The sequence below is a fragment of the Glutamicibacter sp. 2E12 genome (assembly GCF_050030965.1).
Lineage (GTDB): Bacteria > Actinomycetota > Actinomycetes > Actinomycetales > Micrococcaceae > Glutamicibacter.
Genome location: NZ_CP188297.1, coordinates 249,631 through 271,354, shown reverse-complemented (window position 1 = coordinate 271,354; position 21,724 = coordinate 249,631). Strand labels below are relative to the sequence as shown.

General features: G+C 59.2%; 20 protein-coding genes and 1 pseudogene. 14 read left to right on the top strand and 7 right to left on the bottom strand.

Annotation, left to right across the window (positions count from 1 at the left end):
• Position 1: 1 nt before the first annotated feature.
• Both ACP3TE_RS01225 and ACP3TE_RS01220 read right to left on the bottom strand, forming a co-directional pair.
• Positions 2–436 (bottom strand): hypothetical protein, encoded by a 435-nt coding sequence (locus ACP3TE_RS01225; RefSeq protein WP_133834488.1) that lies wholly within the window; start codon positions 434–436, stop codon positions 2–4.
• A complete protein-coding gene (locus ACP3TE_RS01220; RefSeq protein ID WP_133834487.1) occupies positions 433–1,206 on the bottom strand; it encodes an alpha/beta hydrolase in 774 nt (257 codons plus the stop codon). Before ACP3TE_RS01220 ends, ACP3TE_RS01225 begins: the two co-directional genes overlap by 4 nt.
• A gap of 135 nt (positions 1,207–1,341) precedes the next feature.
• On the opposite strand from ACP3TE_RS01220, the gene ACP3TE_RS01215 reads away from it, so the two are divergent.
• Both ACP3TE_RS01215 and ACP3TE_RS01210 read left to right on the top strand, forming a co-directional pair.
• Positions 1,342–2,013, top strand: coding sequence for a lysophospholipid acyltransferase family protein (locus ACP3TE_RS01215; protein WP_105659066.1), 672 nt, complete (start codon positions 1,342–1,344; stop codon positions 2,011–2,013).
• 71 nt (positions 2,014–2,084) lie between these two features.
• The gene (locus ACP3TE_RS01210; protein ID WP_105659067.1) at positions 2,085–3,488 is read left to right on the top strand and encodes a class II 3-deoxy-7-phosphoheptulonate synthase; all 1,404 of its coding nucleotides are present in this window, start codon (positions 2,085–2,087) and stop codon (positions 3,486–3,488) included.
• Positions 3,489–3,560: 72 nt separating this feature from the next.
• Here the strand turns inward: ACP3TE_RS01210 and ACP3TE_RS01205 are convergent, their stop codons facing one another.
• The 3 genes from ACP3TE_RS01205 to ACP3TE_RS01195 all read right to left on the bottom strand — a co-directional run bounded on the left by ACP3TE_RS01205 (position 3,561) and on the right by ACP3TE_RS01195 (position 10,676).
• On the bottom strand, positions 3,561–5,777 hold the full coding sequence (locus ACP3TE_RS01205) for a Stk1 family PASTA domain-containing Ser/Thr kinase (protein WP_105659068.1): 2,217 nt from the start codon (positions 5,775–5,777) through the stop codon (positions 3,561–3,563).
• Positions 5,778–5,979: 202 nt separating this feature from the next.
• Positions 5,980–6,228, bottom strand: coding sequence for a WhiB family transcriptional regulator (locus ACP3TE_RS01200; protein WP_013348560.1), 249 nt, complete (start codon positions 6,226–6,228; stop codon positions 5,980–5,982).
• Positions 6,229–6,866: 638 nt separating this feature from the next.
• A complete protein-coding gene (locus ACP3TE_RS01195) occupies positions 6,867–10,676 on the bottom strand; it encodes an FHA domain-containing protein (protein WP_166650817.1) in 3,810 nt (1,269 codons plus the stop codon).
• Between the two features lie 249 nt (positions 10,677–10,925).
• On the opposite strand from ACP3TE_RS01195, the pseudogene ACP3TE_RS01190 reads away from it, so the two are divergent.
• From ACP3TE_RS01190 to ACP3TE_RS01150, 9 genes and pseudogenes are all read left to right on the top strand, one after another.
• Positions 10,926–11,192 (top strand): annotated as a pseudogene (locus ACP3TE_RS01190) (CpaF family protein); the annotation flags it as partial.
• A 40-nt stretch (positions 11,193–11,232) separates the two neighbouring features.
• Complete coding sequence (locus tag ACP3TE_RS01185; RefSeq protein ID WP_426734924.1) at positions 11,233–12,645, top strand: recombinase family protein; 1,413 nt, start codon at positions 11,233–11,235, stop codon at positions 12,643–12,645.
• 194 nt (positions 12,646–12,839) lie between these two features.
• Positions 12,840–13,058: a hypothetical protein gene (locus ACP3TE_RS01180; RefSeq protein WP_426734922.1), complete on the top strand. Its 219-nt coding sequence runs from the start codon at positions 12,840–12,842 to the stop codon at positions 13,056–13,058.
• Between the two features lie 135 nt (positions 13,059–13,193).
• Positions 13,194–13,403, top strand: coding sequence for a hypothetical protein (locus tag ACP3TE_RS01175; RefSeq protein WP_426734920.1), 210 nt, complete (start codon positions 13,194–13,196; stop codon positions 13,401–13,403).
• 265 nt (positions 13,404–13,668) lie between these two features.
• Entirely contained in the window at positions 13,669–14,376 is a 708-nt protein-coding gene (locus ACP3TE_RS01170; protein ID WP_426734918.1) for a hypothetical protein, read from the top strand.
• A 772-nt stretch (positions 14,377–15,148) separates the two neighbouring features.
• Positions 15,149–15,487, top strand: coding sequence for a hypothetical protein (locus tag ACP3TE_RS01165; protein ID WP_426734916.1), 339 nt, complete (start codon positions 15,149–15,151; stop codon positions 15,485–15,487).
• A gap of 301 nt (positions 15,488–15,788) precedes the next feature.
• Complete coding sequence (locus ACP3TE_RS01160) at positions 15,789–17,057, top strand: phage major capsid protein (protein WP_426734914.1); 1,269 nt, start codon at positions 15,789–15,791, stop codon at positions 17,055–17,057.
• Between the two features lie 222 nt (positions 17,058–17,279).
• Positions 17,280–17,573 carry a hypothetical protein gene (locus ACP3TE_RS01155; RefSeq protein WP_426734912.1) on the top strand — a complete coding sequence of 98 codons (294 nt, stop codon included), beginning with the start codon at positions 17,280–17,282 and terminating at the stop codon, positions 17,571–17,573.
• Positions 17,570–17,701, top strand: a complete 132-nt coding sequence (locus tag ACP3TE_RS01150) for a hypothetical protein (RefSeq protein ID WP_426734911.1) — start codon at positions 17,570–17,572, stop codon at positions 17,699–17,701. Before ACP3TE_RS01155 ends, ACP3TE_RS01150 begins: the two co-directional genes overlap by 4 nt.
• Positions 17,702–17,778: 77 nt before the next feature.
• Here ACP3TE_RS01150 and ACP3TE_RS01145 read toward each other — a convergent pair whose 3' ends face one another.
• Positions 17,779–17,955 carry a hypothetical protein gene (locus tag ACP3TE_RS01145; RefSeq protein WP_426734909.1) on the bottom strand — a complete coding sequence of 59 codons (177 nt, stop codon included), beginning with the start codon at positions 17,953–17,955 and terminating at the stop codon, positions 17,779–17,781.
• A gap of 564 nt (positions 17,956–18,519) precedes the next feature.
• Entirely contained in the window at positions 18,520–18,801 is a 282-nt protein-coding gene (locus ACP3TE_RS01140) for a hypothetical protein (protein WP_426734907.1), read from the bottom strand.
• Between the two features lie 153 nt (positions 18,802–18,954).
• Here ACP3TE_RS01140 and ACP3TE_RS01135 point away from each other — a divergent pair, with 153 nt between their 5' ends.
• The 3 genes from ACP3TE_RS01135 to ACP3TE_RS01125 are packed head-to-tail and all read left to right on the top strand — an operon-like array spanning position 18,955 to position 21,649.
• On the top strand, positions 18,955–19,857 hold the full coding sequence (locus ACP3TE_RS01135; protein ID WP_426734905.1) for a CpaF family protein: 903 nt from the start codon (positions 18,955–18,957) through the stop codon (positions 19,855–19,857).
• A gap of 2 nt (positions 19,858–19,859) precedes the next feature.
• The gene (locus tag ACP3TE_RS01130) at positions 19,860–20,711 is read left to right on the top strand and encodes a type II secretion system F family protein (RefSeq protein WP_426734903.1); all 852 of its coding nucleotides are present in this window, start codon (positions 19,860–19,862) and stop codon (positions 20,709–20,711) included.
• Entirely contained in the window at positions 20,708–21,649 is a 942-nt protein-coding gene (locus ACP3TE_RS01125; protein WP_105662566.1) for a type II secretion system F family protein, read from the top strand. Before ACP3TE_RS01130 ends, ACP3TE_RS01125 begins: the two co-directional genes overlap by 4 nt.
• The last annotated feature ends 75 nt before the right edge of the window (positions 21,650–21,724 follow it).

Genomic DNA, 21,724 nt, shown 5'->3' with positions numbered 1-21,724 from the left:
TCTATACTTGAGCCCCATCATCTCCCGGATCGCGTTCAGTGGGAAGACGTTTGAGCAAGTAGGCGATTCCGAGCAGGGCGGCGAGTGCCAGTCCGAAATAGATGAACACCGGAGCTGCGCGGAAAAACACCACGCACAGCAGCAACCCAAGCGGACCGCCAGCGGCGCCAACCCAGGCGAGGTTCAGCATCGGATCACCTGAACCCAGCGCGGCGGGTTCTTCTGGAACGAACTCTTCCGGGGTCTGCTCAGCAACATAGTCGCGCGGTCCGCGAACCGCGGCAGGCCCGGTGTTGAAGAGCTTCTCCAGTCTCGCCGCGCGCTCGTCGGCGCTGGGTTCGCGGGGTACCGAGGCATCAAGCTGACGGAAATTCTCGACTAGCTCATCCCACTGCGGATCATTCTGGTTTGAAGGATGGGCATCTTCCGGATTCATGCGCGCTCCTCCTTGCGCTTCTGTTCCGTGGCGGCCAGCTGCGCGAAGAAGCGAGCGGATTCGTGGAAAATCTGCTCCGCATCGTAGTCCAGGGTGGCTACGTGCTTGGAGTGCAAGAGCATGTGGTGCTCGGCCAGGGTGCCTGAGTTCAGGCCCTCGACCAGCTCGCGCACCGACTGCTCTGAGACTACGTTGTCGACGGTGGAACGGAAGAGCTGCACCGGGGCGTTCACCAGCTCCAAGCGCCGGCGGGTCTGGGCAAAGAGCGAACGGAGTTCGGCTACGGCTGCTACCGGGGTGCGCGGGTAGGCCCCTTCATCGACACCGCGCTTGGCGATGTCATTGCTGATAGGGGCAACGCTGCGCACTACATGCTTGAGCCAAGGAGTATAGGAGGACAAGGGGGAGTCCACGACCAGGCCCGGATTGACCAGCGAAACACCGGCTACATTGCGGCGGGTCGCCAGATGCAGGGCCAGGGCGCCGCCCATGGAAAGGCCAGCGGCGAATACCTGCTCGTGCGTGCGCGCGAGCCTGTCAAAAGCCGCTTCGGTAGCGTGGATCCACTGGCCATAACCTCGACCGACCATGTCCTGCCATTGCGTTCCGTGCCCGGGCAAAAGGGGAATGTCCGTGTCGAATCCGGCCTGCTCCAAGGAATCCGCCCATGGCTGCATGGAAACAGCGGAGCCGGTAAAACCGTGGATCAAAAGTACTGCACATGGACGTTTGCGCTCGTCCAGCGGAGTATTGCCTGCATCAAGTTTCATCGTGAACCCTCCGGATTTCTGCCTTCACCTTCGAGCGTAGTGCACAATTGAAGGGTGCGGAGTGCGCTTCGACCAGTAAGGTCGCGGTTTCTCTTCCCGCGTAGCTGGTCAACTAGAAGAAGGAATTTTCCCGCTGTGCTGTACGACTTCCTCAAGCGTTTCGCTGTCCGGCCGCTAATACGAATTTTCTTCCGCGTCAAGATCCAGGGCATCGGCAATGTGCCTGAAACCGGTGCGGCGATCTTGGCTTCCAACCACCTGTCGGTGAGCGACTCGGTGTTCCTCCCAGCGGCGCTGGATCGTACCGTGATTTTCCTGGCCAAGGACGAGTACTTCAACGGCAAGGGCATCAAGGGCCGGATCACCGCGTGGTTCTTCCGCAATATCAACCAGCTGCCCATGGACCGTTCAGGCGGGCAGAAATCGGCTGCTTCGCTGGCCAGTGCCAAGAACGCACTGGCGCAGGGCCAGGTGCTGGGCATCTATCCGGAAGGCACCCGTTCACCGGATGGACGGTTGTACCGGGCCAAGCTCGGCGTCGCCAAACTCGCCCTGGAAACAGGTGCACCGGTGATACCAATTGCAATGATTGGCACCGACAAGGTCCAGCCCATCGGCCAAAGCCTGCCGCATCCGGGCCGGATCGGGATCAAGATCGGCAAGCCGCTGACCTTCGAGCACCTGAACGGCAGGTCCGCGAATCCTGAAACGCTTCGCGCTTGCGCCGACGAGATCCGCAAGGCAATCAATGTCCTGTCAGGTCAGAGCTACGTCGACATCTATGCTCCACGCAAACCAAAGAAGTAGCAGGCCGCTATGCGCAGTGTTACGGCGACTTGTTACATTCATCGCGGTCCTTTGAGCTGATGCCACGTAGAATGGGCAAGGTGAGCGAAGAAAACCGAACCCCATTGCCAGGCTCCTCCGTAGCCGGCCCCGCCACCGATCCGCAACTAGATTTGTGGCGTGAATTGCCAATTGCCCAGCAGCCGACTTGGCGTGAGCACAAGGACTATCAGTCCTCCATCAACGAATTGGGTTCGCGTCCGCCACTGGTATTTGCCGGCGAAGTCGACGTACTGCGCGAACGCTTGGCCGCAGCAGCCCAGGGCAAGGCCTTCTTGCTGCAGGGCGGCGACTGCGCCGAAACCTTTGCCGATGCAACCGCCGACAAGATCTCCTCGCGAGTTCGCACCATCTTGCAGATGGCTGTGGTGCTGACCTATGGCGCATCGATGCCGGTAATCAAGATGGGACGCATGGCTGGCCAGTTCGCCAAGCCGCGCTCCTCGAATGACGAAACCCGAGATGGTGTTACTTTGCCGGCATTCCGCGGCGACATCGTCAACGGCTTCGACTTCACACCCGATTCCCGTGCCCACGATCCGAAGCGCATGGTGCAGGCCTACAACACCTCATCGGCCACGCTGAACCTGATCCGCGCGTTCACCCAGGGCGGCTTCGCAGACCTGCGCAGCGTGCACTCGTGGAACAGCGGATTCATGGCCAACCCGGCGCACTCCGCCTACGAGCAGCTGGCCGGCGAGATCGACTCGGCCATCCGCTTCATGGATGCCTGCGGTGCAGACTTCGAGGCGCTTAAGCGCACCGAGTTCTTCGCCTCCCATGAAGCACTGCTGCTGGACTACGAGCGTGCGTTGACGCGTACCGATTCGCGGACCGGCCTGCCGTACGACACCTCCGGCCACTTCCTGTGGATCGGTGAACGAACCCGTCAGCTGGACCACGCACATGTGGACTTCCTCTCGCGCGTGCGCAACCCAATCGGCGTGAAGCTGGGCCCGAACTCGGATCCGGAAGATGTCCTCGCGCTGATCGAAAAGCTCGATCCGAACCGCGAACCAGGACGCCTGACCTTCATCACCCGCATGGGTGCGAAGAACATCCGCGAGAAGCTGCCAAACCTGATCGAAAAGGTCACGGCCTCCGGCGCCCAGGTGCTGTGGGTTACGGACCCAATGCACGGCAACACGGTCACCAGCCAGAACGGCTACAAGACCCGCAACTTCGAAGATGTCATGGACGAAGTCCGCGGCTTCTTCGAAGTGCACGACGCGCTGGGCACCTTCCCAGGCGGCCTGCATGTGGAGATGACCGGCGACGATGTGGCTGAGTGCCTCGGCGGAGCGGATCCGATCCGCGAGGAAGACTTCGACTCGCTGTACGAGTCGCTGTGCGACCCGCGCCTGAACCACCGCCAGTCCCTGGAGATGGCCTTCCTGGTCTCCTCGGCACTGCAGAGCCGCAGCCGAAACCGCTAGCAGCTAGAGAATAATCCGGTTCCCGACAGCGGGAACCGGATTATTTTTATGCCTGGGGGAACGGCGCAGGCCTCAGAAGGCGTAGATGCTGATCTCGCTGCCGCGCACGGCTTGCTGGTGCAATGGAGACTGCATGCGAACGGTCTGGCTGAAACCGCCAAAGACATTGTGCGTCTTCACGGAAAAGCCGGCGGCTTCCAGTGCAGAGAGTGCTTCCTCGACGCCCATGCCGAGCACGGATGGGATCTGGACGTATTCTGGTCCTTCCGAGAGATTCACTGTCACGGTGCTGCCGTACGCAACGGTGCCCTGGGCCGGGTCCTGGACGGCGACTAGGCCTTTTTCGGTCGTCGTGGAATGGACGGATTCACCGGTTTCCAGCTTCAAGCCCATGGACTCAAGCTTTTCCTTGGCCGCATCCTTGCCAAGACCAATGACCGCAGGAACAGGAACCGGAGCATGTCCCTTGGAAACAGTGAGGGTGATGATGTTCTTCCGCGGCAATTTCTTGCCGGCGGCAGGGGAGGAACTGATAATCTCGCCCTTCGTCACCGATTCCGAGTAGGCCTCGGCTTCCTGGACATCTTCGAAACCGATTTCATCGAGCAACTTGGTGGCCTGATCCAGGGTTTTCCCGGTGAAATCCGGAACTGCAAAAAGCTGAGGGCCTTGCGAAACGATCAGATCGATTCCCTGGAACTTCATGATGTTCTCGCCGGTCCCCGGCTGCGAGTCGACCACCCTGCCGATGGCAATCTCATCGTTGTAGGTCGTGCCTACCCGAACTGGAACACCTTGGCCATCCATTTGCGCGACTGCCTGCGATTGAAGCATGCCGGTCAATGACGGGATGCGGATGACGGTTCCGGGGCCGCGGCCGAAGAACCATCCGGCACCTGCGACCAGAGCCACGATGAGGATCCACATCACGGTGATGACGAACTTCTGCGTACCCGAGCGAGGCTGACGCAACCGGTGGGTGGGTACCTGTGCTTCCTTGCGCCACTTTCTTGCAGCCTGCTTCTGCGCACGCTTTTGGCCACGTACCGACAGCGGTGCTTCGGAATCGGCGTCATTCTCGTGGGCCGGTTCCAGATCGCGGCCGCGGGTGTACACCGACGTTGCGGCTATGCCAGAATCAGCGGCAAGATCAGTGGGACGAGGCTGGGCCAGTGTGGCTTGCGCATCGCGAAGATCCAAGACTTCGGTGGCGTCAACCGCGGCAATGACGGTTGTCTGGTCAGGATCGGCGGGGGCATCATCGATAACGTAGCTGTCCTCGTGCTGAGCAGTATTCCGCTTCAGCCATAGCTGTTCACGCTCATCTTCGCGCTCGCGTTGCATCGCATCAAGACGCTGCTGCAGCGTAGTGGGCATCTGCGCCATAGTTTGCGGGGTGAGATCTTCAATCCCGCCGAGGTCCTCGGCGCCCAGGTCCAGTTGCGCATCGTTGAGCGTTGAGCGGATCTGGATGATCTCCTCCAGCAGCAGCGAAGCATCTTGCGGGCGCTTCTCTGGATCCTTCTCGGTGCACCATCGAACCAACTCATCGAGATCTTCGGCCAATCCCGGAACCAAGTCCGAGGGCATGGGCATGGGGGAGTCCAGATGATGCTTCATTAATGCAGCGGCATTGGTCTCGGTATACGGTGCTTGTCCAGTCAGCATCTGGTAGATCATGATGCCCAGTGCGTAGATGTCGCTGCGCGAATCGGCTGGTGCCCCTGAAACTAGTTCGGGGGAGACATGGGACAGCGTGGCGACGAGCGTGGCTGACTGGGTATGGGCGCTGGCAGCACGGGCCAAGCCGAAGTCGGTAACTTTCACTTCGCCGGTATCGGAGAGCAGCACATTTGCCGGTTTCATATCCCGGTGGATGATTCCCTCGCTGTGCGCGGCGCTGAGACCGTGGCAAATTTGTTCAAGGACGCTTAGCGCCTGACGCGGAGTAAAGCGGCCGCGTTCTTCAATGACCTGTTCGAGGTTCCGTCCTCGAACATACTCCATCACGAGGTACACCAGATTATCGCTCACGTTGTGATCGCGGATGGAGACCACATTCGGATGAGTGATATTCGCAGCGATGACAGCTTCGGATTCGAATCGCTCACGCACTGTATGCTCGCTGGAGAAGTTGTCGTTCAGGATCTTCACGACAACCGCTCGATGCAGGCGCTTGTCCATGCTGCGGTAGATGCGTGACATGCCACCCAGGGCAAGCAGATGGTCCAGTCGGTATCGACCATCCAGCGTCTTGCCCAGGTTGGGGTCGGTCAGGGCCGGGCTCATTTTGCGGTCGCACCTGCCTGAACGGTGCACGCGAAGCGGGCCAGAGTCACTAACGGATCCTTTCGAACATGAATACTACTTTTAATGTACCTAGCTGAGCTGACAATTTGTCGCTTAAACTCGAAATCCGCCAGTGGTGTTTACCTCTGGCGGATTTCGTATAGCGTCTCGGGTTGCGAGAATTACCTCGAGCGCAGCTTAATTAGGAAGCGCGGCGAGCTCGTGCTGCACGACGCTTCAAGGCACGACGCTCATCTTCGCTCATGCCACCCCAGACGCCTGCATCCTGGCCGGACTCAATAGCCCACTGCAGGCAGGTTTCGGTTACTTCACATCGACGGCAGACGCTCTTGGCCTCTTCGATCTGCAACAGGGCCGGACCGGTGTTTCCCACTGGGAAAAACAGTTCCGGGTCCTTTTCCAGACACGCCGCGCGGCTACGCCAATCCATGCTTATTGATGCTCCTTGAAATCTGAGAGGGTGTGAAACACCAACGACAATCAACACACAGGCAAAAAATAACTAGGAGTGAAATGAAATCCTGGTTGCCTAGCGGTTAACATCTGGCGTCTCGAAAGGTCGGAGAAGTCCATTCGGGCACTTCGTTTAACCGACCACATAAGGTTTTCATGTAACGCGGAAGTAAACAAGAGTCACGGTAGCGAAATGTTGCTGAATGCCTGAGTGCTTTCTCACATGGCATTTGGCACTAGGATCCGCTAGTTATCAGAGGTGTGGCGCGAGCAACAGCAAAAGTCAATTGTTGCGGTTTGAGTTCCTGCAGAAGGTCAACGAAAATTGTTGATGTGAGCAACGAAAATGCAATCTCGTCCCGCCCAACCAGTGTTTTCGTGGTTGCCGCGCTTGTCCTAATTGAGGCCCTGGCTGTTCTGGCGTACGCCATCAGCTACATGTTGAACCTCGACACCAACGGAACAGTCAATATGGGCGGGCAGTTATTCATGCTGGCCCTGTGCTTGCTTCTTGCCGTTTGGCAAGGCTCGGTAGCTGTCAACTTCTTCAAGGGAAAAGCGTTCACTCGTGCTCCGATTGTCGTTTGGCAACTATTCCAGCTCATCCTCTCTGTTTCATTCCTGAGCTCCAATATCCCGATGGTGACGGCCGCGGCGGTACTTTCCATCGTGGTCGCCGGAACCACTGTGGTGATGCTCTTCGCGCCGAAGACCACCGCATTCCTCGGAGACCGGCCAAACCGCTGAATTGCCAGCAGATAATTCGTACGGAATATGAATCATCCGCGGTTTGCCTCGTTTGGAGATGACCGCGCACCAATAGTCTTTGGCTCCTTGATGAGGCACCTGATGGATTGGCTGCCAATTCATCGGTTGTAGATCTTGCGGATGATGGGCTTCGACAGCGACTACCTGGCGATCATCGAACCCGTTGGCGCTCAATCCCAGGTCGAAGGCCATCCTGCTGGACGGCGGAACGAATAGCGCGACACCGATTCCCCTCGAATTCAGAGCGTTCAAGAGCGGTGGCAACCGAGAGTCATTGGTGGTTTCGAGGAAGAGGCAAAGCAAGTCCTGCCGAACACGGTACGAGCCGTCCTCGAGAGAACGTACGAACCGTTCAAAGTCCGGTAGGCCGCAAATATGCGGGGAGTTCCAACGCACAGCGAGTACGGCAGTCAGCTGCCGGCGCTGTTGCGTATCGGGGCACAGCACAACAACCATCGGACCTGCTGGTCGAGGGACCGCCTCACCATCGAAGGGCGAGTATCCCAGAAAGTTTGCCGGTTGAAGGGCAGAACCTGAAGGCATCTGCCAAGCCGAAGGCACTTCGGGCCAGGTGCTTCCCGGGATTTCAGCTAATTGAACTTCGGTGAGTTGGAAGACCTGCGGAGGATGCCCCGAACTCAGCTTGACCCCTCGACCCGGCAAAAGCGAACAGGCCGGGATCTTGGGCCACATCATCTTTAATGACTCGGTAGCGTTGAATGGGAAGAACCATTGCTCTGTACAAAGACCGGTGGACTTCAACGCGTTTTGGTCGCGGTCAACTGAACAAATCACCATAGGCGATTGCGGGCCGCCGAAACGCAATAGCGTACCGAGTGCTTCGTCCAGGCGTTGGAAATGTTGCGGGTGGATATTGGACTGCAACTGGGCCAGTGAATGAACGAGAATGATCAATGCTGGATCACTGGGCATGGATTCCAGGAAGTCGACAGCATCGAAAAAGCCATAGGGATCCTCACCCGTGACAACCTTGACGTTTTCAGTGGCATCCGGGATCGGCGACGGACCGAAGCAAAGTATTTTTCTGGGCGAACGGGCGAGGGAAGCGAACAGGGTTCGGGCACCGGCTTCTGGCAAGCCGCAGATCAATGTTGATCGTGAACGGGCAGGGTCAAGAATCAAAGGTTCAAGCCGGGCCAAATGCAGATTATCTGCAACGCCGCAGTAAATCGTTCCTCGTTCCTTCCCATCCCACGTATCTGGCGAGTGCGTTGGTTCTGCTGGCCGAGGCAACGCTGGAGCAAAACCAGATACCGGGAGCTCCGAAGTGGACCACTGTGAGGAAAGTTCTGCTGCATGGTTTTGCAAGCGATCTCCAGCGACTGACGCGATGCTCTTTTCGAATCGGCATAACGGACGAAGGCTGAGATCTTGACGATTCCGCTCGAATAGTTCGCCGTGCAGTGGCGGCTCGATGGCCAGCTGGAATTGCATGTTCCTAGTGGGCTTGGAAGCGCCCTTGATGATCGCCTGTCCGGGGTGGAGGAGTTTGGACGCCTCGGTGGAGCCCACCAGTTCCACGGACTCACCCGGGTCGTTTACCCTCAATGCGATTGTCGTGTTTAAGTTCGCCTTGGTTTGTCCCGTCAAAGCGCCAGCCGGACGCTGCGTGCTGAGAATCAGATGGATTCCTAGAGCTCGACCCACCGCAGCTAAACGATCAATTCTGGCGCTGGCTTGAGGAAGCGTTTCGACGAAAACACGGAATTCGTCAATGACTACCAGCAAGCGAGGCAGAATCGGGCCTGATTCGTCGAGATCTTGATATTCCGCAATGTCGCTGCAGCCTTGTGCTGCCAGAAGCTCCTCGCGCCGCCGCACCTCATGTTCTAGTTGTTCCAACGTGCGCTGAGCCGCTGCCTCATCGAGGTCGCTTGCGAAGAGCTGGACATGGGGCAAACCTGCATAGACGCCTAGTCCAGCTCCACCCTTGAAATCAATAAGTGCGAAGGCAAGCTGAGTCGGCGGGTGGTTCCGGGCAAAATCAGCAATCAGGCGCCTGAGCGCTTCTGACTTGCCTGACCCTGTAGTGCCGCAAATCAGTACATGCGGACCATCCTCATGAAGATCAAGGAACACGTCCTCTTGCTGTTCATCGAGGCCCAGATGTGCCCGTACGGCTAGTGACGGGGATGCAATGGATTCTGCGTTCTTGGTTATTGCCTGCTTTTGCAGCTGCACATACTGCTGCACCATCCTGTCGAACCGCGAAAGGCTCAGCGTGCTTAGGTTCTGCAGCACTAAGCGTTCGTCGGGCAAACGCGAGGACACGGGGCTTGGAACAATCCAATTCTCCACGGATTCGGCCAGCACCGGTGAAACGCCCAGCACCAGGGCGCCGGAAATAGGTTGAGGTTCCTGGGCAGTGACGTACAACGTCGCCAGGTTGGTTTCCTCTTTCCTGGTGAAGCTCGATTCTTCGGGAATCGACAGGTGGGCCACGGAAACGTTGCTCACCAAAAGCAGCGACGCCGGAAGACACCTGACACTGGGATCGAGCACGAGCCGTATCTGGCCGGAATGTATGGCCGGGAGATAGCGTGCAAGTACTGCGGCCAGAATAGCCCCAGCGCTTTGCCCTTGTGCAGAATTCAGCTGCCAGACGCTCGGGGTACTCGGGAAAAATACTGGACCGAACCAGGGCGCGTCCGACTTCGTCTTCCTGAGGCTACGAAATACTTTGCGGATCCCCGTGGGATCAGAACGAGAGGTGTCCTGCGGAGACCACAGTCCCTCGCCCCAAACCAGTGGTGGTATCCGGGCATGCGACAGTCCCAAAGAAGCGGAATCCAGTCCGGCTACGAACGATTCTCCGAGAGCCGGAGAATATTTACTTCTCGCGATAATGGCGGAAGCTCGTTGCACTTCCATTTCCCTTTTCCATTCGCGACGCTCCACGAACAGTTGACCGGCAGGCACCATACCCATAAGGGCCGAAACGCCACTCAAGATCAGAAAGAGCATCGAACCGGTAACCAAGGCAAGCAAGACGCCGGAGATGATCGGAACGAATGCTGCGAGGACCAGAGCAATTAAGCGGGACAGCTCGGGCTTGGAAGGTACTTGGATTTCCAATTGTTCGGGGGTTACCAATTGACCGGATTGGGCGGTTAATGGATCGCCGACAGCGAATTCAGTGTTGCCCAGAAAGAAGCGCGATCCGTGTTCCAATTCCACGGACTCGCAGCGGCTGCCATCTGGCATGGCAAGTTGCTGCTCAGAGCAGGCTACCAGGCGCAAGCTCCGGGTTGTCACGAATAACTTCGCGTGAACCCGGGACACCAGCGGATCTTCTAACCATAATGGGGCGGTTCTGCCGATGACATGTTCTCCCTTTGTGAGCGGAATCCAGGCACCAGCGTCGGGGCCGCGAACTACATATAACTTGAGGCACGAAGCTGTGGTGCTTGTGGCGCGAACAGGTTGGGGCAATTCATTGAGCAGAAGACGTTCAGACGCATGCAGGATCCCCAACTCTTCTATCCGCGTTATTCCCGAATACCATCGTTGTCCCGGGAAATGCTGCTGCAGCAGTGCGGCGAGCTGCTCGCCCGATATTCGTCCGGACATGACAAGTTCGAATTGCCGCGGATGCTGGAATTTTCGGGAAATCAGAAGTAATTCATAGCGGACCATGAGGTCTCCTGAATGTAATGGAATGTTGTCGTTCCCATCTAAACCAGCATTGAGGGCGGCGCTGGAAGATAAGAATCTTGGTGTGGAGAAAGTACCAAGAACTATCCACAACTTCGGGAACCTCTTGAAAGCGGTCTCTGCTGCAGATAGCATCCCTTGTCATACGAATAGGTATGCTGCACCGACGACGCGCTCGCCGATAGTCCCCGAGATCGGGATCCTCCAGTAGGGAAGCCAAAGGAGTCAGTCGTGGATGCGCTGTCCATTGTCGAAGACGAAGTACGCGAGCTGGTTCGCCGGCGTGGATTGGACCCGGCAAAGCAGCCAGCGATGATCCGATCACTTATTGAAGAGGTCATTCGCGACTACGACGAACGCGCATTGCTTGGCGCCGTGCCTTCACTTGGATCGCTAGAGGCCGCCCAACGTTCAGTATTCGATAATGTGGCCGGGTTCGGAGCGCTGCAACCCTTATTGGATGATCCTTCTGTTGAAGAGATCTGGGTAAATTCTCCTGTCAAATTCTTATAATAGTCTCGCTGTGTAACATGGAGACATGACCACGAAACAGGCCTGCGGAATTTACGCGCGCATTTCCAGTGATATTGACGGAACGGCCCTAGGAGTGGCTCGGCAGCTGGAGGATTGCACGCGTGAAGCGGCTCGGCGCGGCTGGTCGATCGTGGACCGTTTTGTAGACAACAACGTGAGCGCTAGTAACGGACGCGCTCGCCCCGAGTACGTCCGGATGATCGAGGCAATAGAAAACGGCACCATTGGCGCGGTGATTGTCTGGGACGTTGACCGGCTGACGCGCACGCCCGCTGAGCTTGAAACGTTCATTGACTTAGCGGACCGGCACGAGCTGGCGCTTGCATCTGTCGGGGGCGAAATGGACCTCGCCACCCCACAAGGCCGCCTTCTGGCGCGTATGAAGGGGAGCGTGGCACGTCATGAGGTGGAACAGCAGTCCCGCCGGCTGAAGCGTAAGTTTGACCAACTGGCGGCATCGGGGGAGCCGCACGGGCCTGTGCCGTTCGGTTATCGCCGCGTGAACCAAGTAGGCGAGGACGGCCGGAAATTCCGCCAAGATGTGGTGCACGAGGAAGAAGCGGCCATCGTGCGCGATTGGTACAGACGGGTGGCTGATGGTGAGACGCTTAGGTCAATTGCTAATGATATGAACGCGCGCGGACTGAGAACCCATTCCGGGAAACTGTGGCTCGGGGCCGTGATTGGGCGCATGCTGCGCCGCGAAGCCTACCTAGGCCTGCGGAAACACCGCGGGCAGGTTGTAGGCCCGGGAAACTGGGAACCGCTGATAGACCAAGAAACTTTCGACCGTGCGTTTGCGATCCTCTCGGACCCTAACAGAATCCCGCCGCGTGGCCGTGAGCCGCGCTACCTCGGATCCGGCATCTATCGGTGCGGGAAGTGCGGCGGCGCTATGCGTCCCATTGTGCAGGCCAAGGAGAACAAGCATCGAAGGGCCCCGGCATACGGCTGTTCTGCTTGCCAGCGCACCGTTCGCATAATGGAGCCGCTGGATGCGTGGGTCGAGCGGATCGTTGTGGGCCGCCTGTCGAGGCCTGACGCTGCGTTGGACTTGAGCCGGGACCCTTCCCGGTTGCGTGAGGCTATGGCAGCCCGGGACGCGATTGTGGCGCGCATGGATAGCGCGGCCGATGAGTACGCGGCCGACACCATTACTGTTCGCCAGCTTACGCGGATCACGGAGCAGCTGAAGTCTGATCTGTCGGCGGCTGAGGCCCGCGTGACCATGGAGCAGCCTTTCCGCGTGCTGGACGGGATGGTGGGCAGCGGGGCCGCTGAGGCGTGGGCCGCCGCGTCAATGGAGCGCCGCCGCGCGGTGCTGCGGGAACTGGTGGACATTACGATTTTGCCTGCCGGTGTGGGTGTGAAGTTTTCGCCTGAGCAGGTCCGTTTTGAGTGGAAGGGTGCGGCATGAATTGGGATGACTGCGAATGGCCCGGCCCCGTGTCTGCGGAGCTGCGGGACTTGGTGCTTGGTACTGCTCGGCCGGCCGGCAGCGTTCGGACAGTTCCAGTGCATGTTCGTTGTGCCGGCGGCCATGACACGGGCGCTCGGTTGCGGTTGGAGTTGGACGGCGACGGGCTGAGGCTGGCACGGCGCAAGGGTGAAGTGTTCACAGCTGTGGACAACGAGGTGGCCGAAGATTTGGCAGACCGTGAACCGGACGCGGAGCCGCCGCTGCGGGTTGAGTGCCTGACCTGCGGCGACGTGGGGCAGGGTGTGGCCGTGTGGCGCTTGCTGGAGCACGTGGAGCGGGCGCTGAAGCTTTGGCGTGCCCGGGGGATGGAAAAGCAGCGGCCGCCGCGTTTCGTTTGGCCTGGTGCTTAAGCATGAAGTATTCTTTTTTCAGGTTCCCCGGGCAACCATAGCCACGGACGATTCAGGGCCTCCAAGAGTTGGAGGAAGTAGTGAGATAGCTCCCGGTGAAACGCTTTTTAGCGCTTTCATGCAGGGAGCTTTTTTATGTCTGAAGTAGTGCAAGCCCGGGCCGCGCTTGGATCCGCGAGCCGCTGGGGCAACACGGAACAAATCGAGAATGCACGCCGGGACCTCGCGGCCGCGAAACTGGCAGCGTATGCCGAAAAGATCATCAATGAAGCGCCGCCGCTGACTATGGAGCAGCGGGCGCGCATATCTGGGATGCTACGTCCTACCGGCGGCGTGTCCAAATGAGCCCGCGCATGGCAACGGCCCCCGCCGGGAAGGGCAGGGGCCGCAATCTGGAGGTAATGGCACGCTCCAAGCAGATGTCGACCATCGTACCTGATACGTTCCCGGGTAGCGCGACGGCCCCCGAGTGTATCGAGGGCCGCCGCGTTTCTGGATCGAGCCGGATCCGTGCGACCAGCCTAACTGAGCAGGCCCCCGAGTTCATCCCCGGCCCCTCGGTATTCAGCAGCTGCGCGCAAATAGCGGCGCTCGCCGGTGGTGGTCTGTCATGACGTGGCTAAAGCTCGGTGAAGAGTTCACCAAAGAGGCGGCTCGAGCGGGCTTGTCCGATGCTGCGTTCCGTACCCACGTTGAGGGGTTGGCCTATGCGGTTGACCGGGAAACCGACGGCATATTGGACCGGCGCGACGTTCGGCGGTTCGCTGAGACTGAGGATCCGGGCGCGGCCGTTGCTGAGTTGCTGGCGGCCGACTTGTGGATCCGGACCGGTCCGGATGAACTGCGGATCGTTCACCACATGCAGGAGCAGCCCTCGGCGGCCTATCTGACCAACAAACGGGCCAACGACGCGCGTCGGCAGCGTCGAGCCCGGGAGCGTCAAGCATTGAAGGCGCAAGGGCTCACAGATGACGCGATCGGAGCGGAGCTGGCCGCGCGTGGGCTTGGCAAGGATACGCCGCCGGCGGTGCCTGAAGCGTCACGCGGTGAGTCACGGCGTGACACTGGCGCGGAGTCACGCCGTGACAATACGCGTGACCCGGAACGGAACGGAACGGACCGGACCGGACCGGTTCGGGACGGTACTTCTTTTGATGACAAGCAACCAAAAAACCAAGCGGAGCCATGGTTGGCCACTGTACCGGCCGGGCTCCAATGCTCGGTGAACGACTGCGACCGCCGGGTGACTGAGTACTCCGCCCAATTCGGCCAGTACTGCGCAGGACACGGCGAAGAGCTCGGAGGCCGTGATGCGTGAGGAACGGGACCCCACGGACCTCGGCCTATCGCCGGCCCCGGCTGAGCCCCCGAGTTCCCCTGGCCCAGTGCCGCATATCTGCAATGACGGCTGGCGCGGCGAAAACGAGCGCGGCGACGTGATCCCCTGCTACATCTGCCGGCCCTACCTGAAACGAGGAAACAAACGATGACCACAACCACCGGCGAGCGCCAATTCTTCGAGGCTGAGGCGTGGAAGTTCTGCAATGGCTGCGGTGAGGACAAGCCGCTCGAGGGGTATCAACGGCAGGGAGGAACACGGGACGGCCGGAAAAGTCGGTGCCGTGCCTGTGTCGCTGAGGTTAGCGCTATTTGGCGGGCGCGTAATCGAGAGGATATTCGGGCCAAGGCGGCGGAGTATCGGGCGCGGCCTGAGAACAAGTTGCGGGCGCGTGCCACTTCGGCGGCGTGGCGTAAGCGGCAGGAGGCAAGCAAGTGAGGGCACCAGATTACGAGGGCCGGCCAGCTAATCGGCGGCGCACGAAGGTGAACCTATGGCGTTACGGTGACCGCGGCGTGAGGCGGTCAGGGGTGCAGCTGCGCATTGAAAACAAATCAATATGGCTGAGTCCGGAAAAAGCTTACGCGCTGGCAAACAAGCTAGTGGATGCTGCGGAGCAAGCCGAAGCGGCCCCGGATCCGGTCCCGCCGGCAGCGGACACGGACTAGCAGGCCCCCGGCCGGGTGATCGGCCACGAAAACACGGTGAGGCCCGGAAACGGGCGCACAGCGATTAGACAAGGAAAACAAAAATGAGCAACACAAACGAGAACGCGCTCGAGCTGCGTGTGGCAGCAGGCGACGCGGTCGGATTGGTGCGCGCCGTGCAGTCCAACGACGGGGCCGGCGCGGCCGCGCTACTCTCCGCCATGGATCCAAAAGAGCTAGAAGCAATGACACTGGCGCTCGCCGGTATGGTGCCTATGGCTTGGCGTGCTGCGTATCGTGCCGGCGTGCGGTTCGGGTCCTTGAACGTCCCGGATCACGAGCTGGACGAGTTCGGGGCATCAGAAGATTTGGCCGGCCTGTCCGCTGCGGAGCTGACGGCATATCTGGGCGCTTTGGCGAAAGAGTCGCGGCGTTCGAGTTAGTGTTGTTCTAGCGCGACTAGTTCGGCAGCTGGCCAAGGCCAAGAACGAGGATCCCGGGCACGGGACAAGTTCGAGGAGCCCCCGCCATTGACTGAGCGTGACGCGCTAGGACTTGCCAGCCGCCGGTACTCATTCCGTCCGCTAGGCCCCGCTTTCATTTTGGCCCTGTCATAGGTCCGCCGTTCCGTTTTGCGCCGGGACCGCGTAGCACCGCGCCGGGCCGTATTCACATTCATTTTTAGCCGTGCCCATGGGTGAGCTATCCCCATTTGTGGACGGCGCTAATCGTTAGGAAAAAACGATGAACAAGTTTGAGCAGCTAAAAGCCAAGGCACTGGAGAATGCCAAGGCGGCCCGCCTGTTGGCGGAAAAAGCAGATAACGAGAACCGCGAACTTACCACCGCTGAGAAGTCAGCATTTGACGCAGCTATGAAGGCCGCCGATGACTTCGTGAAGCGGGCCAAGGAGGCCAAGGCCGACGCGGAGATTCTGGCAGCCGCCAAGGCGCTGGCGGATGAAATCGGCGGTGCCCCGGGCAAGAAGGCCGCCGGCCCTGTAGGTCGCAAGGCATGGGGCCGCGCCGGCGTAAAGACCGTGCGCGAGGCCATGGGCCGCGCTGACGGATCCAAGGCCCTAGTGTCCGGATCCGTGACCATGGCTAACCCTGTCTCTGATGGGGTCGCGCCACTGGGTGCCGTGCCAACCTCGGTGCTGGACCTGCTGCGCGGAGAGCCGGCCGAGGGTCTGTCTGATGAGGACTACGGCCGCGATCTGGCAGGCTACAAGCCACGCGTTGAAAACGACAGCCAAATCATGGACGCAATCATGCGCGGCGACGGCGGCGGAACCAACACTTTCACCTACCTGCGCCAGACCGTCCGCGATTCCAAGGCCGCGCCAGTCGCTGACGGCGCACTGAAACCGACCTCGATCTACACCATGGAGGAAATCGAGGACCGGTTCCGCGTCATTGCTCACCTGTCGGAGCCATTCCCGCAGCGTTACTTCCACGATGACAAAAGCCTAGGGGAGTTCCTAGCCAATGAAATGGGCTACGGCTTGCAGCGCGCCATTGAGCAGCAGGCGCTGAGTGGTGACGGTACCGGGGAGAACATGACTGGCATTCTGTCCACCTCGGGGCACCTATCGCAGGCGTGGAGCGCTGACCTGCTCACCACACTGCGCAAGGCCATGACCGCCTTGCAGGTCACGGGCGTGGATCCTACCGCGCTGGTGCTACATCCTACGGACGCTGAGCGTCTGGACCTGCTGCGTGAAGGTGTGGACTCTGGCAAGTACCTACTCGGGGACCCGGCAGCGGAGGCCGTGCGCACGCTGTGGACTATCCCGCGCGTGACCTCGTTGGCCGTGGCCGCTGGTACTGCGGTACTTGGAGACTGGGCCGCTGCCAAGCTAGTCACGCGGCAGGAGGCAGTGCTGAACGTGGACACCGGCGGCGCACTGTTCGACAAGAACCAAGTGAAGTTCCGTGTTGAGACTCGCGCCGGCGTGGCTATCAAGCAGCCCGGCGCATTCGTAGAGATCGACATTGCGGAGCCTGCTGCCTAGCAGTTCGGGCACCTCCCAGCAGCGGCCGGCCGCCCTTCCATGGGTTGCCGGCCGTTGCTTTCTCCCCCCGGGGGTAAGGGGGGTCGAAATCTCTACCACCTGCCCCAGCCCGAGTTAGGTTCCGGCAAGAGATTCTCCCCCTCCGCGACTTTTTGCCCACCTCGCGCGCGTGCGCGGGAGGGCTGATGTTGTCAAACACTCATAGACAAGGACGGTTTCACGATGGACGAATTGCAGCGAGACGCGCTCGAGCGGACTATCTCGGCCGGCGTTCGTCGCGGCGTGCTGAAGCTGGATGAGGACGCGGCCCTGCTGGCCTTGTGCCGGATGCTTGCGGATCAAATGGACAACGAGGCCGCCGACAACGACGAGGGTCCAAGTACTCGACTGTCTGCGGCGTACCTGTCCGCGCTGAAGGACCTACAACGGGCACTGGGCCGGGAGAAAGAGAAGAGCCAGAAGGGCAGCAAGCTCGCACACCTGCGGGCCGTGCATAGCGTAAAGGATGCAGGATGAACGAGAACGGAAACGAGGCCGACCCCGAGTCCATCGCGGAGACGCTGGCCCGGCTTGAAAGAAAAATTGACGAGCTGGCCCACACTCTCGGCGGCGTGGTGGCCATGCTGAACATGATGGACGATTAGACAGACTGAAGGCCCCGGCGAAAATATCCGCCGGGGCCTTCGTCGCACCTGCCCCGAGTCCAGCCCGGGGGCCGCTGCTACATGCTGCGAGCCTGAGACACAGCCGCCTGCAGTGCTTCGATAAGTTCGTCCGCTTCGTCCGGGGTGAGCATGTCCGCCGAAACGGTGAGGATCGTTTCATCCTCGGTGGTGGATAATCCCACGGTGAAGGACTCGGCCGCGGTGGTGGTCTGCGTGGTGGTCGTGGTGCTCATTGTTGGTTCCTCTCGTTGGTGTTTCATTTGGTGGCCAATGCCCCGAGTTTCCCCGGGTGTGTGGTGTCTAGTTATTGGGGCCCTGCGGGCCTAGCGGAGCCCCAAGGGGCGCGGGTTGCTGTCTGACCCTCTCCCCATAGCTCCACGTTCGCCCCAAACCCCGTCAACCATCATTTGGAGTAGCACCGATGGCCCGCCCTCCAAATGAGAGCGAGCGAAGGTGGAACCGGTGCCGTTGGCCATTGGCATCGGTGCCCCGGCGGTACGGGACTTAACGTTGATATATTCACCGCGCCGACTCTGGTTATGCGCTAGGTCAGCAGGAACGCGCTGGGAGATACCCAATAGCGGGCCACGGAGACAGACTGCCTAGGAGGGCTTGCAATTGCCCGACGCCGTGACCACTATTCGGCAGCTCCCCCGAGTGTGGGGAAGTGCCGGGCCTGCTAGGTCATGGCCGGCAGCAGGAGCGCGACCGGCATATGCAGCCCAATGATGACTGCGGCGGTTCCGATTGTGCCTAGGGTGAGGCGGACGGCGGCGCGAGTGGCGTAGTAAGCGCGGTTATGCATTGGATCCGCCCCCAAGAATGTACTCGAACGCCGGCGCGTATTCGCGGACGTAATCGGCGGGGCTGGCTTGATCCGCGTCGACCCACGCATAAAGGTTGACGGCCTGAATCCCGGGGATACTGGCTACGGATACCCGCGTGTGCTGCGGCAGGCTGGCCGGCTTGGTGTTTGTGGCAATGCCCGGGATGGGCTGGAAGGTGGCGCGTAGCGCGGTAATGCCGTATTCGGCGGGGCTGCTTTCCATCTTGTCGGGGCAGCTGTTAAAGTTGGTCATGTGATCGAGCCTTATTCCTCGGTTACCGTTCCCCGGGGTGTTTGCAGCACCGCCGGGGCCTTTTATGTGACACAAGGAAACCTATATAAGTTTTTTTCACCACATCAAGTATTTTGCGCCAGAGGTGGCCAAAGCGAACTGACCCACATATGCATGGAATCGGCAGAAATCGCGGCTCTAGTAGAACGCATGCTCAAAACGTCGGGCAGGCGTCTGGACCTTTCCCAGCCATTCGTCGACTGCCAATTGCCTGATGGGTCTCGTCTTCACGTCGTGATTCCAGACATCACCCATGAGCATTGGGCCATCAACATTCGTAAGTTCATTGCTCGCGCGGGAAAACTTGAAGATCTAGTTGAGCTGGGAGCCTTGAGCGAACAAGCAGCGAGGTTCCTTTCTACGGCGATCAGTGCCGGTCTGAATGTCATCGTTACTGGCCCTACACAAGCCGGCAAAACGACAATGCTCAACTGTCTGGCATCAGCGATCGGCCCCAGGGAACGCATTATCACCATCGAGGAAATCTTTGAGCTGAATCTTTCACTAAGAGATGTCGTTGCCATGCAAACTCGCCTCGCCAATCTTGAAGGCACCGGTGAAATCACGATGCGCCGGCTGGTCAAGGAGGCCTTGCGCATGCGCCCGGAACGGATCATTATCGGCGAGGTCCGCGAAGCAGAGTCCTTGGATATGCTCATTGCCCTGAACTCGGGAATCGCGGGGCTATGTACCTTGCATGCGAATTCTGCCCGCGACGCTATCACAAAAATTTGCACTTTGCCGTTGCTTGCAGGACCAAATATCACCAGCGACTTCACCATCAAGACCGTGGCTGCATGCATTGACCTTGTGGTTCATTGCGTGCGGAGTCCACAGGGCCATCGCTATGTCAACGAGATTCTCAGCGTGCGCAACCGCGTGGAGGAAGGGCAAATTGAGTCCTCGACGCTATTCGAGCGGCAAGCCGATCGCCTGCTGCCGGCTCGGGGAGCCGATTGGTCCCATGAAAAGTTTGATGTCGCTGGAATCAATATTGCCGAATTGATGGCGGTGTAGCGGTGGTTGCTTTCTTTGCTCTCCTTGGCGGGCTAGGCATTGCCCTCATGGTTGACTGGTTGCTCTTCGCCCCGTGGGCAAAATCGTCCAAACGTAGCTCGGCCATCAAGAATGCTCTTTTGCATGCAGGAATGAGCAATCTGGCTCCGGCAAAATTCATCGTGATTTGCCTGGTCTGCGGGCTGACTTCCGCGTTGGTGACGTTGGGACTCACCGCTTCGTGGCTCTTCGCCTTGGTGTTTAGCATCTTCGGTTCATTCGCACCATGGGTCTACCTGCGCCATCAAGCCACCAAGCGCCGCACAGCATTGCAAGAACAATGGCCAGAGGTGGTTGATCACTTGCGAAGTGCCATCCGGGCGGGCCTATCTCTTCCCGAAGCATTGAGCCAATTGGCTGTCGTCGGCCCGCAGGTATTGCGTCCGCTATTTCGGGATTTCGCATTGGACTATCGAGCCACAGCGAACTTCTCCGTGGCGCTGGACCAGCTGGGCGAACGCTTGGCAGACCCGGTAGCCGACAAGATTCTCACGACATTGCGGATTACGCGTGAAGTCGGGGGCACCGACTTGGGGCATACGCTCACAACTTTGTCGGCATTCTTGCGAGATGACGTGAGAACACGAGGGGAACTCGCTGCCCGCCAATCATGGATTGTCTCGGCAGCGCGTTTGGCAGTCGCCGCGCCATGGATCTTGCTGTTGGTCTTGGGCACCCAGGAAGCTGCGAAGGATGCATATATGACGTTCGGGGGAGTGATAGTGCTATGCCTGGGCATGCTGGTTTCCCTCGTTTGCTATCGAATCATGCTCCGGCTGGGCACCTTGCCAGTAGAAGAACGAGTCCTGGCATGAACAGCTATACACCGTGGGCGGCGCTTTGCGGTTTGGGACTTGGCATAGGCCTTTGGCTGGTCTTTGTGAACCTGCCGGGCTGGCGAAGAATGGCCTTCGCTGATCGTATTGCGCCCCATGTTCGCGTTGGCGTTCGAAGCTCACGCATGCTGGAAGACTCATGGCACTCTGACTCCGGGCACTCGGCTTTAGGCCAACTCGCTGCCCCCATGTTGCTGCAAATCAAGAAGCTGGCTAGCCTACACAGTCCTTCGGCAAGTACTCTTCGGAAGCGTCTGAACGCTGCCGGATTGGACATGAGCGTAATTGACTACCGGTCTCAAGAAATTGTTTATGCTCTGGCAGGCCTAGTAGCAGGATCTGCGCTCATGGCCTTTGCCGCCGTTCAGTATCATGTCTCTTTGATCCTATCGGTGCTAGTCGTTATTGGTTTCGGGATTGTTGGCTATGCATTGCGTGGTTGGTGGCTTGGCGAACAGATCCATCGGCGGGCCAGGAAAATATTGACTCAGTTTCCAACCGTGGCCGAAGTGCTGGCGCTAACTGTCGGCGCAGGCGAATCAACCACCGGGGCCATCGAAAGAATTTCACGAATCTGCCACGGGGTGATCGGTGACGAATTCACCAAGACTTTGAACGACATTCACGCAGGCACACCGATGGTCCAAGCGATGCAGAATATGTCCGACCGGATGCAAGTTGGAGCCATGACGCGATTTGTCGATGCAATCGTTGTTGCAACAGAGCGAGGCACACCATTGGCTCAAGTGCTCAGAGACCAAGCACAAGATGTCCGCGATGCGTCCAAACGAGAACTTATGGAAGTTGCAGGAAAACGCGAGATTTCCATGCTGGTACCGGTCGTGTTCGGAATTCTTCCTCTCACGATCGTTTTCGCCGTATTCCCCGGTCTGGCGTTATTGGAGATGAGTTATTGATCGGAGCATAGAAAAGCTTGAATCTCCCACTTTGAAATCCTTTAGCAAGTTAGAAGGGCCGTCATGAATCACATA

Bases quoted from the DNA above. Each gene is read 5' to 3' on its own strand.
- ACP3TE_RS01225 (WP_133834488.1), bottom strand. From the start codon at position 436: ATGAATCCGGAAGATGCCCATCCTTCAAACCAGAATGATCCGCAGTGG.
- ACP3TE_RS01220 (WP_133834487.1), bottom strand. From the start codon at position 1,206: ATGAAACTTGATGCAGGCAATACTCCGCTGGACGAGCGCAAACGTCCA.
- ACP3TE_RS01210 (WP_105659067.1), top strand. From the start codon at position 2,085: ATGGGCAAGGTGAGCGAAGAAAACCGAACCCCATTGCCAGGCTCCTCC.
- ACP3TE_RS01205 (WP_105659068.1), bottom strand. From the start codon at position 5,777: ATGAGCCCGGCCCTGACCGACCCCAACCTGGGCAAGACGCTGGATGGT.
- ACP3TE_RS01200 (WP_013348560.1), bottom strand. From the start codon at position 6,228: ATGGATTGGCGTAGCCGCGCGGCGTGTCTGGAAAAGGACCCGGAACTG.
- ACP3TE_RS01195 (WP_166650817.1), bottom strand. From the start codon at position 10,676: ATGGTCCGCTATGAATTACTTCTGATTTCCCGAAAATTCCAGCATCCG.
- ACP3TE_RS01185 (WP_426734924.1), top strand. From the start codon at position 11,233: ATGACCACGAAACAGGCCTGCGGAATTTACGCGCGCATTTCCAGTGAT.
- ACP3TE_RS01175 (WP_426734920.1), top strand. From the start codon at position 13,194: ATGTCTGAAGTAGTGCAAGCCCGGGCCGCGCTTGGATCCGCGAGCCGC.
- ACP3TE_RS01170 (WP_426734918.1), top strand. From the start codon at position 13,669: ATGACGTGGCTAAAGCTCGGTGAAGAGTTCACCAAAGAGGCGGCTCGA.
- ACP3TE_RS01165 (WP_426734916.1), top strand. From the start codon at position 15,149: ATGAGCAACACAAACGAGAACGCGCTCGAGCTGCGTGTGGCAGCAGGC.
- ACP3TE_RS01160 (WP_426734914.1), top strand. From the start codon at position 15,789: ATGAACAAGTTTGAGCAGCTAAAAGCCAAGGCACTGGAGAATGCCAAG.
- ACP3TE_RS01155 (WP_426734912.1), top strand. From the start codon at position 17,280: ATGGACGAATTGCAGCGAGACGCGCTCGAGCGGACTATCTCGGCCGGC.
- ACP3TE_RS01150 (WP_426734911.1), top strand. From the start codon at position 17,570: ATGAACGAGAACGGAAACGAGGCCGACCCCGAGTCCATCGCGGAGACG.
- ACP3TE_RS01145 (WP_426734909.1), bottom strand. From the start codon at position 17,955: ATGAGCACCACGACCACCACGCAGACCACCACCGCGGCCGAGTCCTTC.
- ACP3TE_RS01140 (WP_426734907.1), bottom strand. From the start codon at position 18,801: ATGACCAACTTTAACAGCTGCCCCGACAAGATGGAAAGCAGCCCCGCC.
- ACP3TE_RS01135 (WP_426734905.1), top strand. From the start codon at position 18,955: ATGGAATCGGCAGAAATCGCGGCTCTAGTAGAACGCATGCTCAAAACG.
- ACP3TE_RS01125 (WP_105662566.1), top strand. From the start codon at position 20,708: ATGAACAGCTATACACCGTGGGCGGCGCTTTGCGGTTTGGGACTTGGC.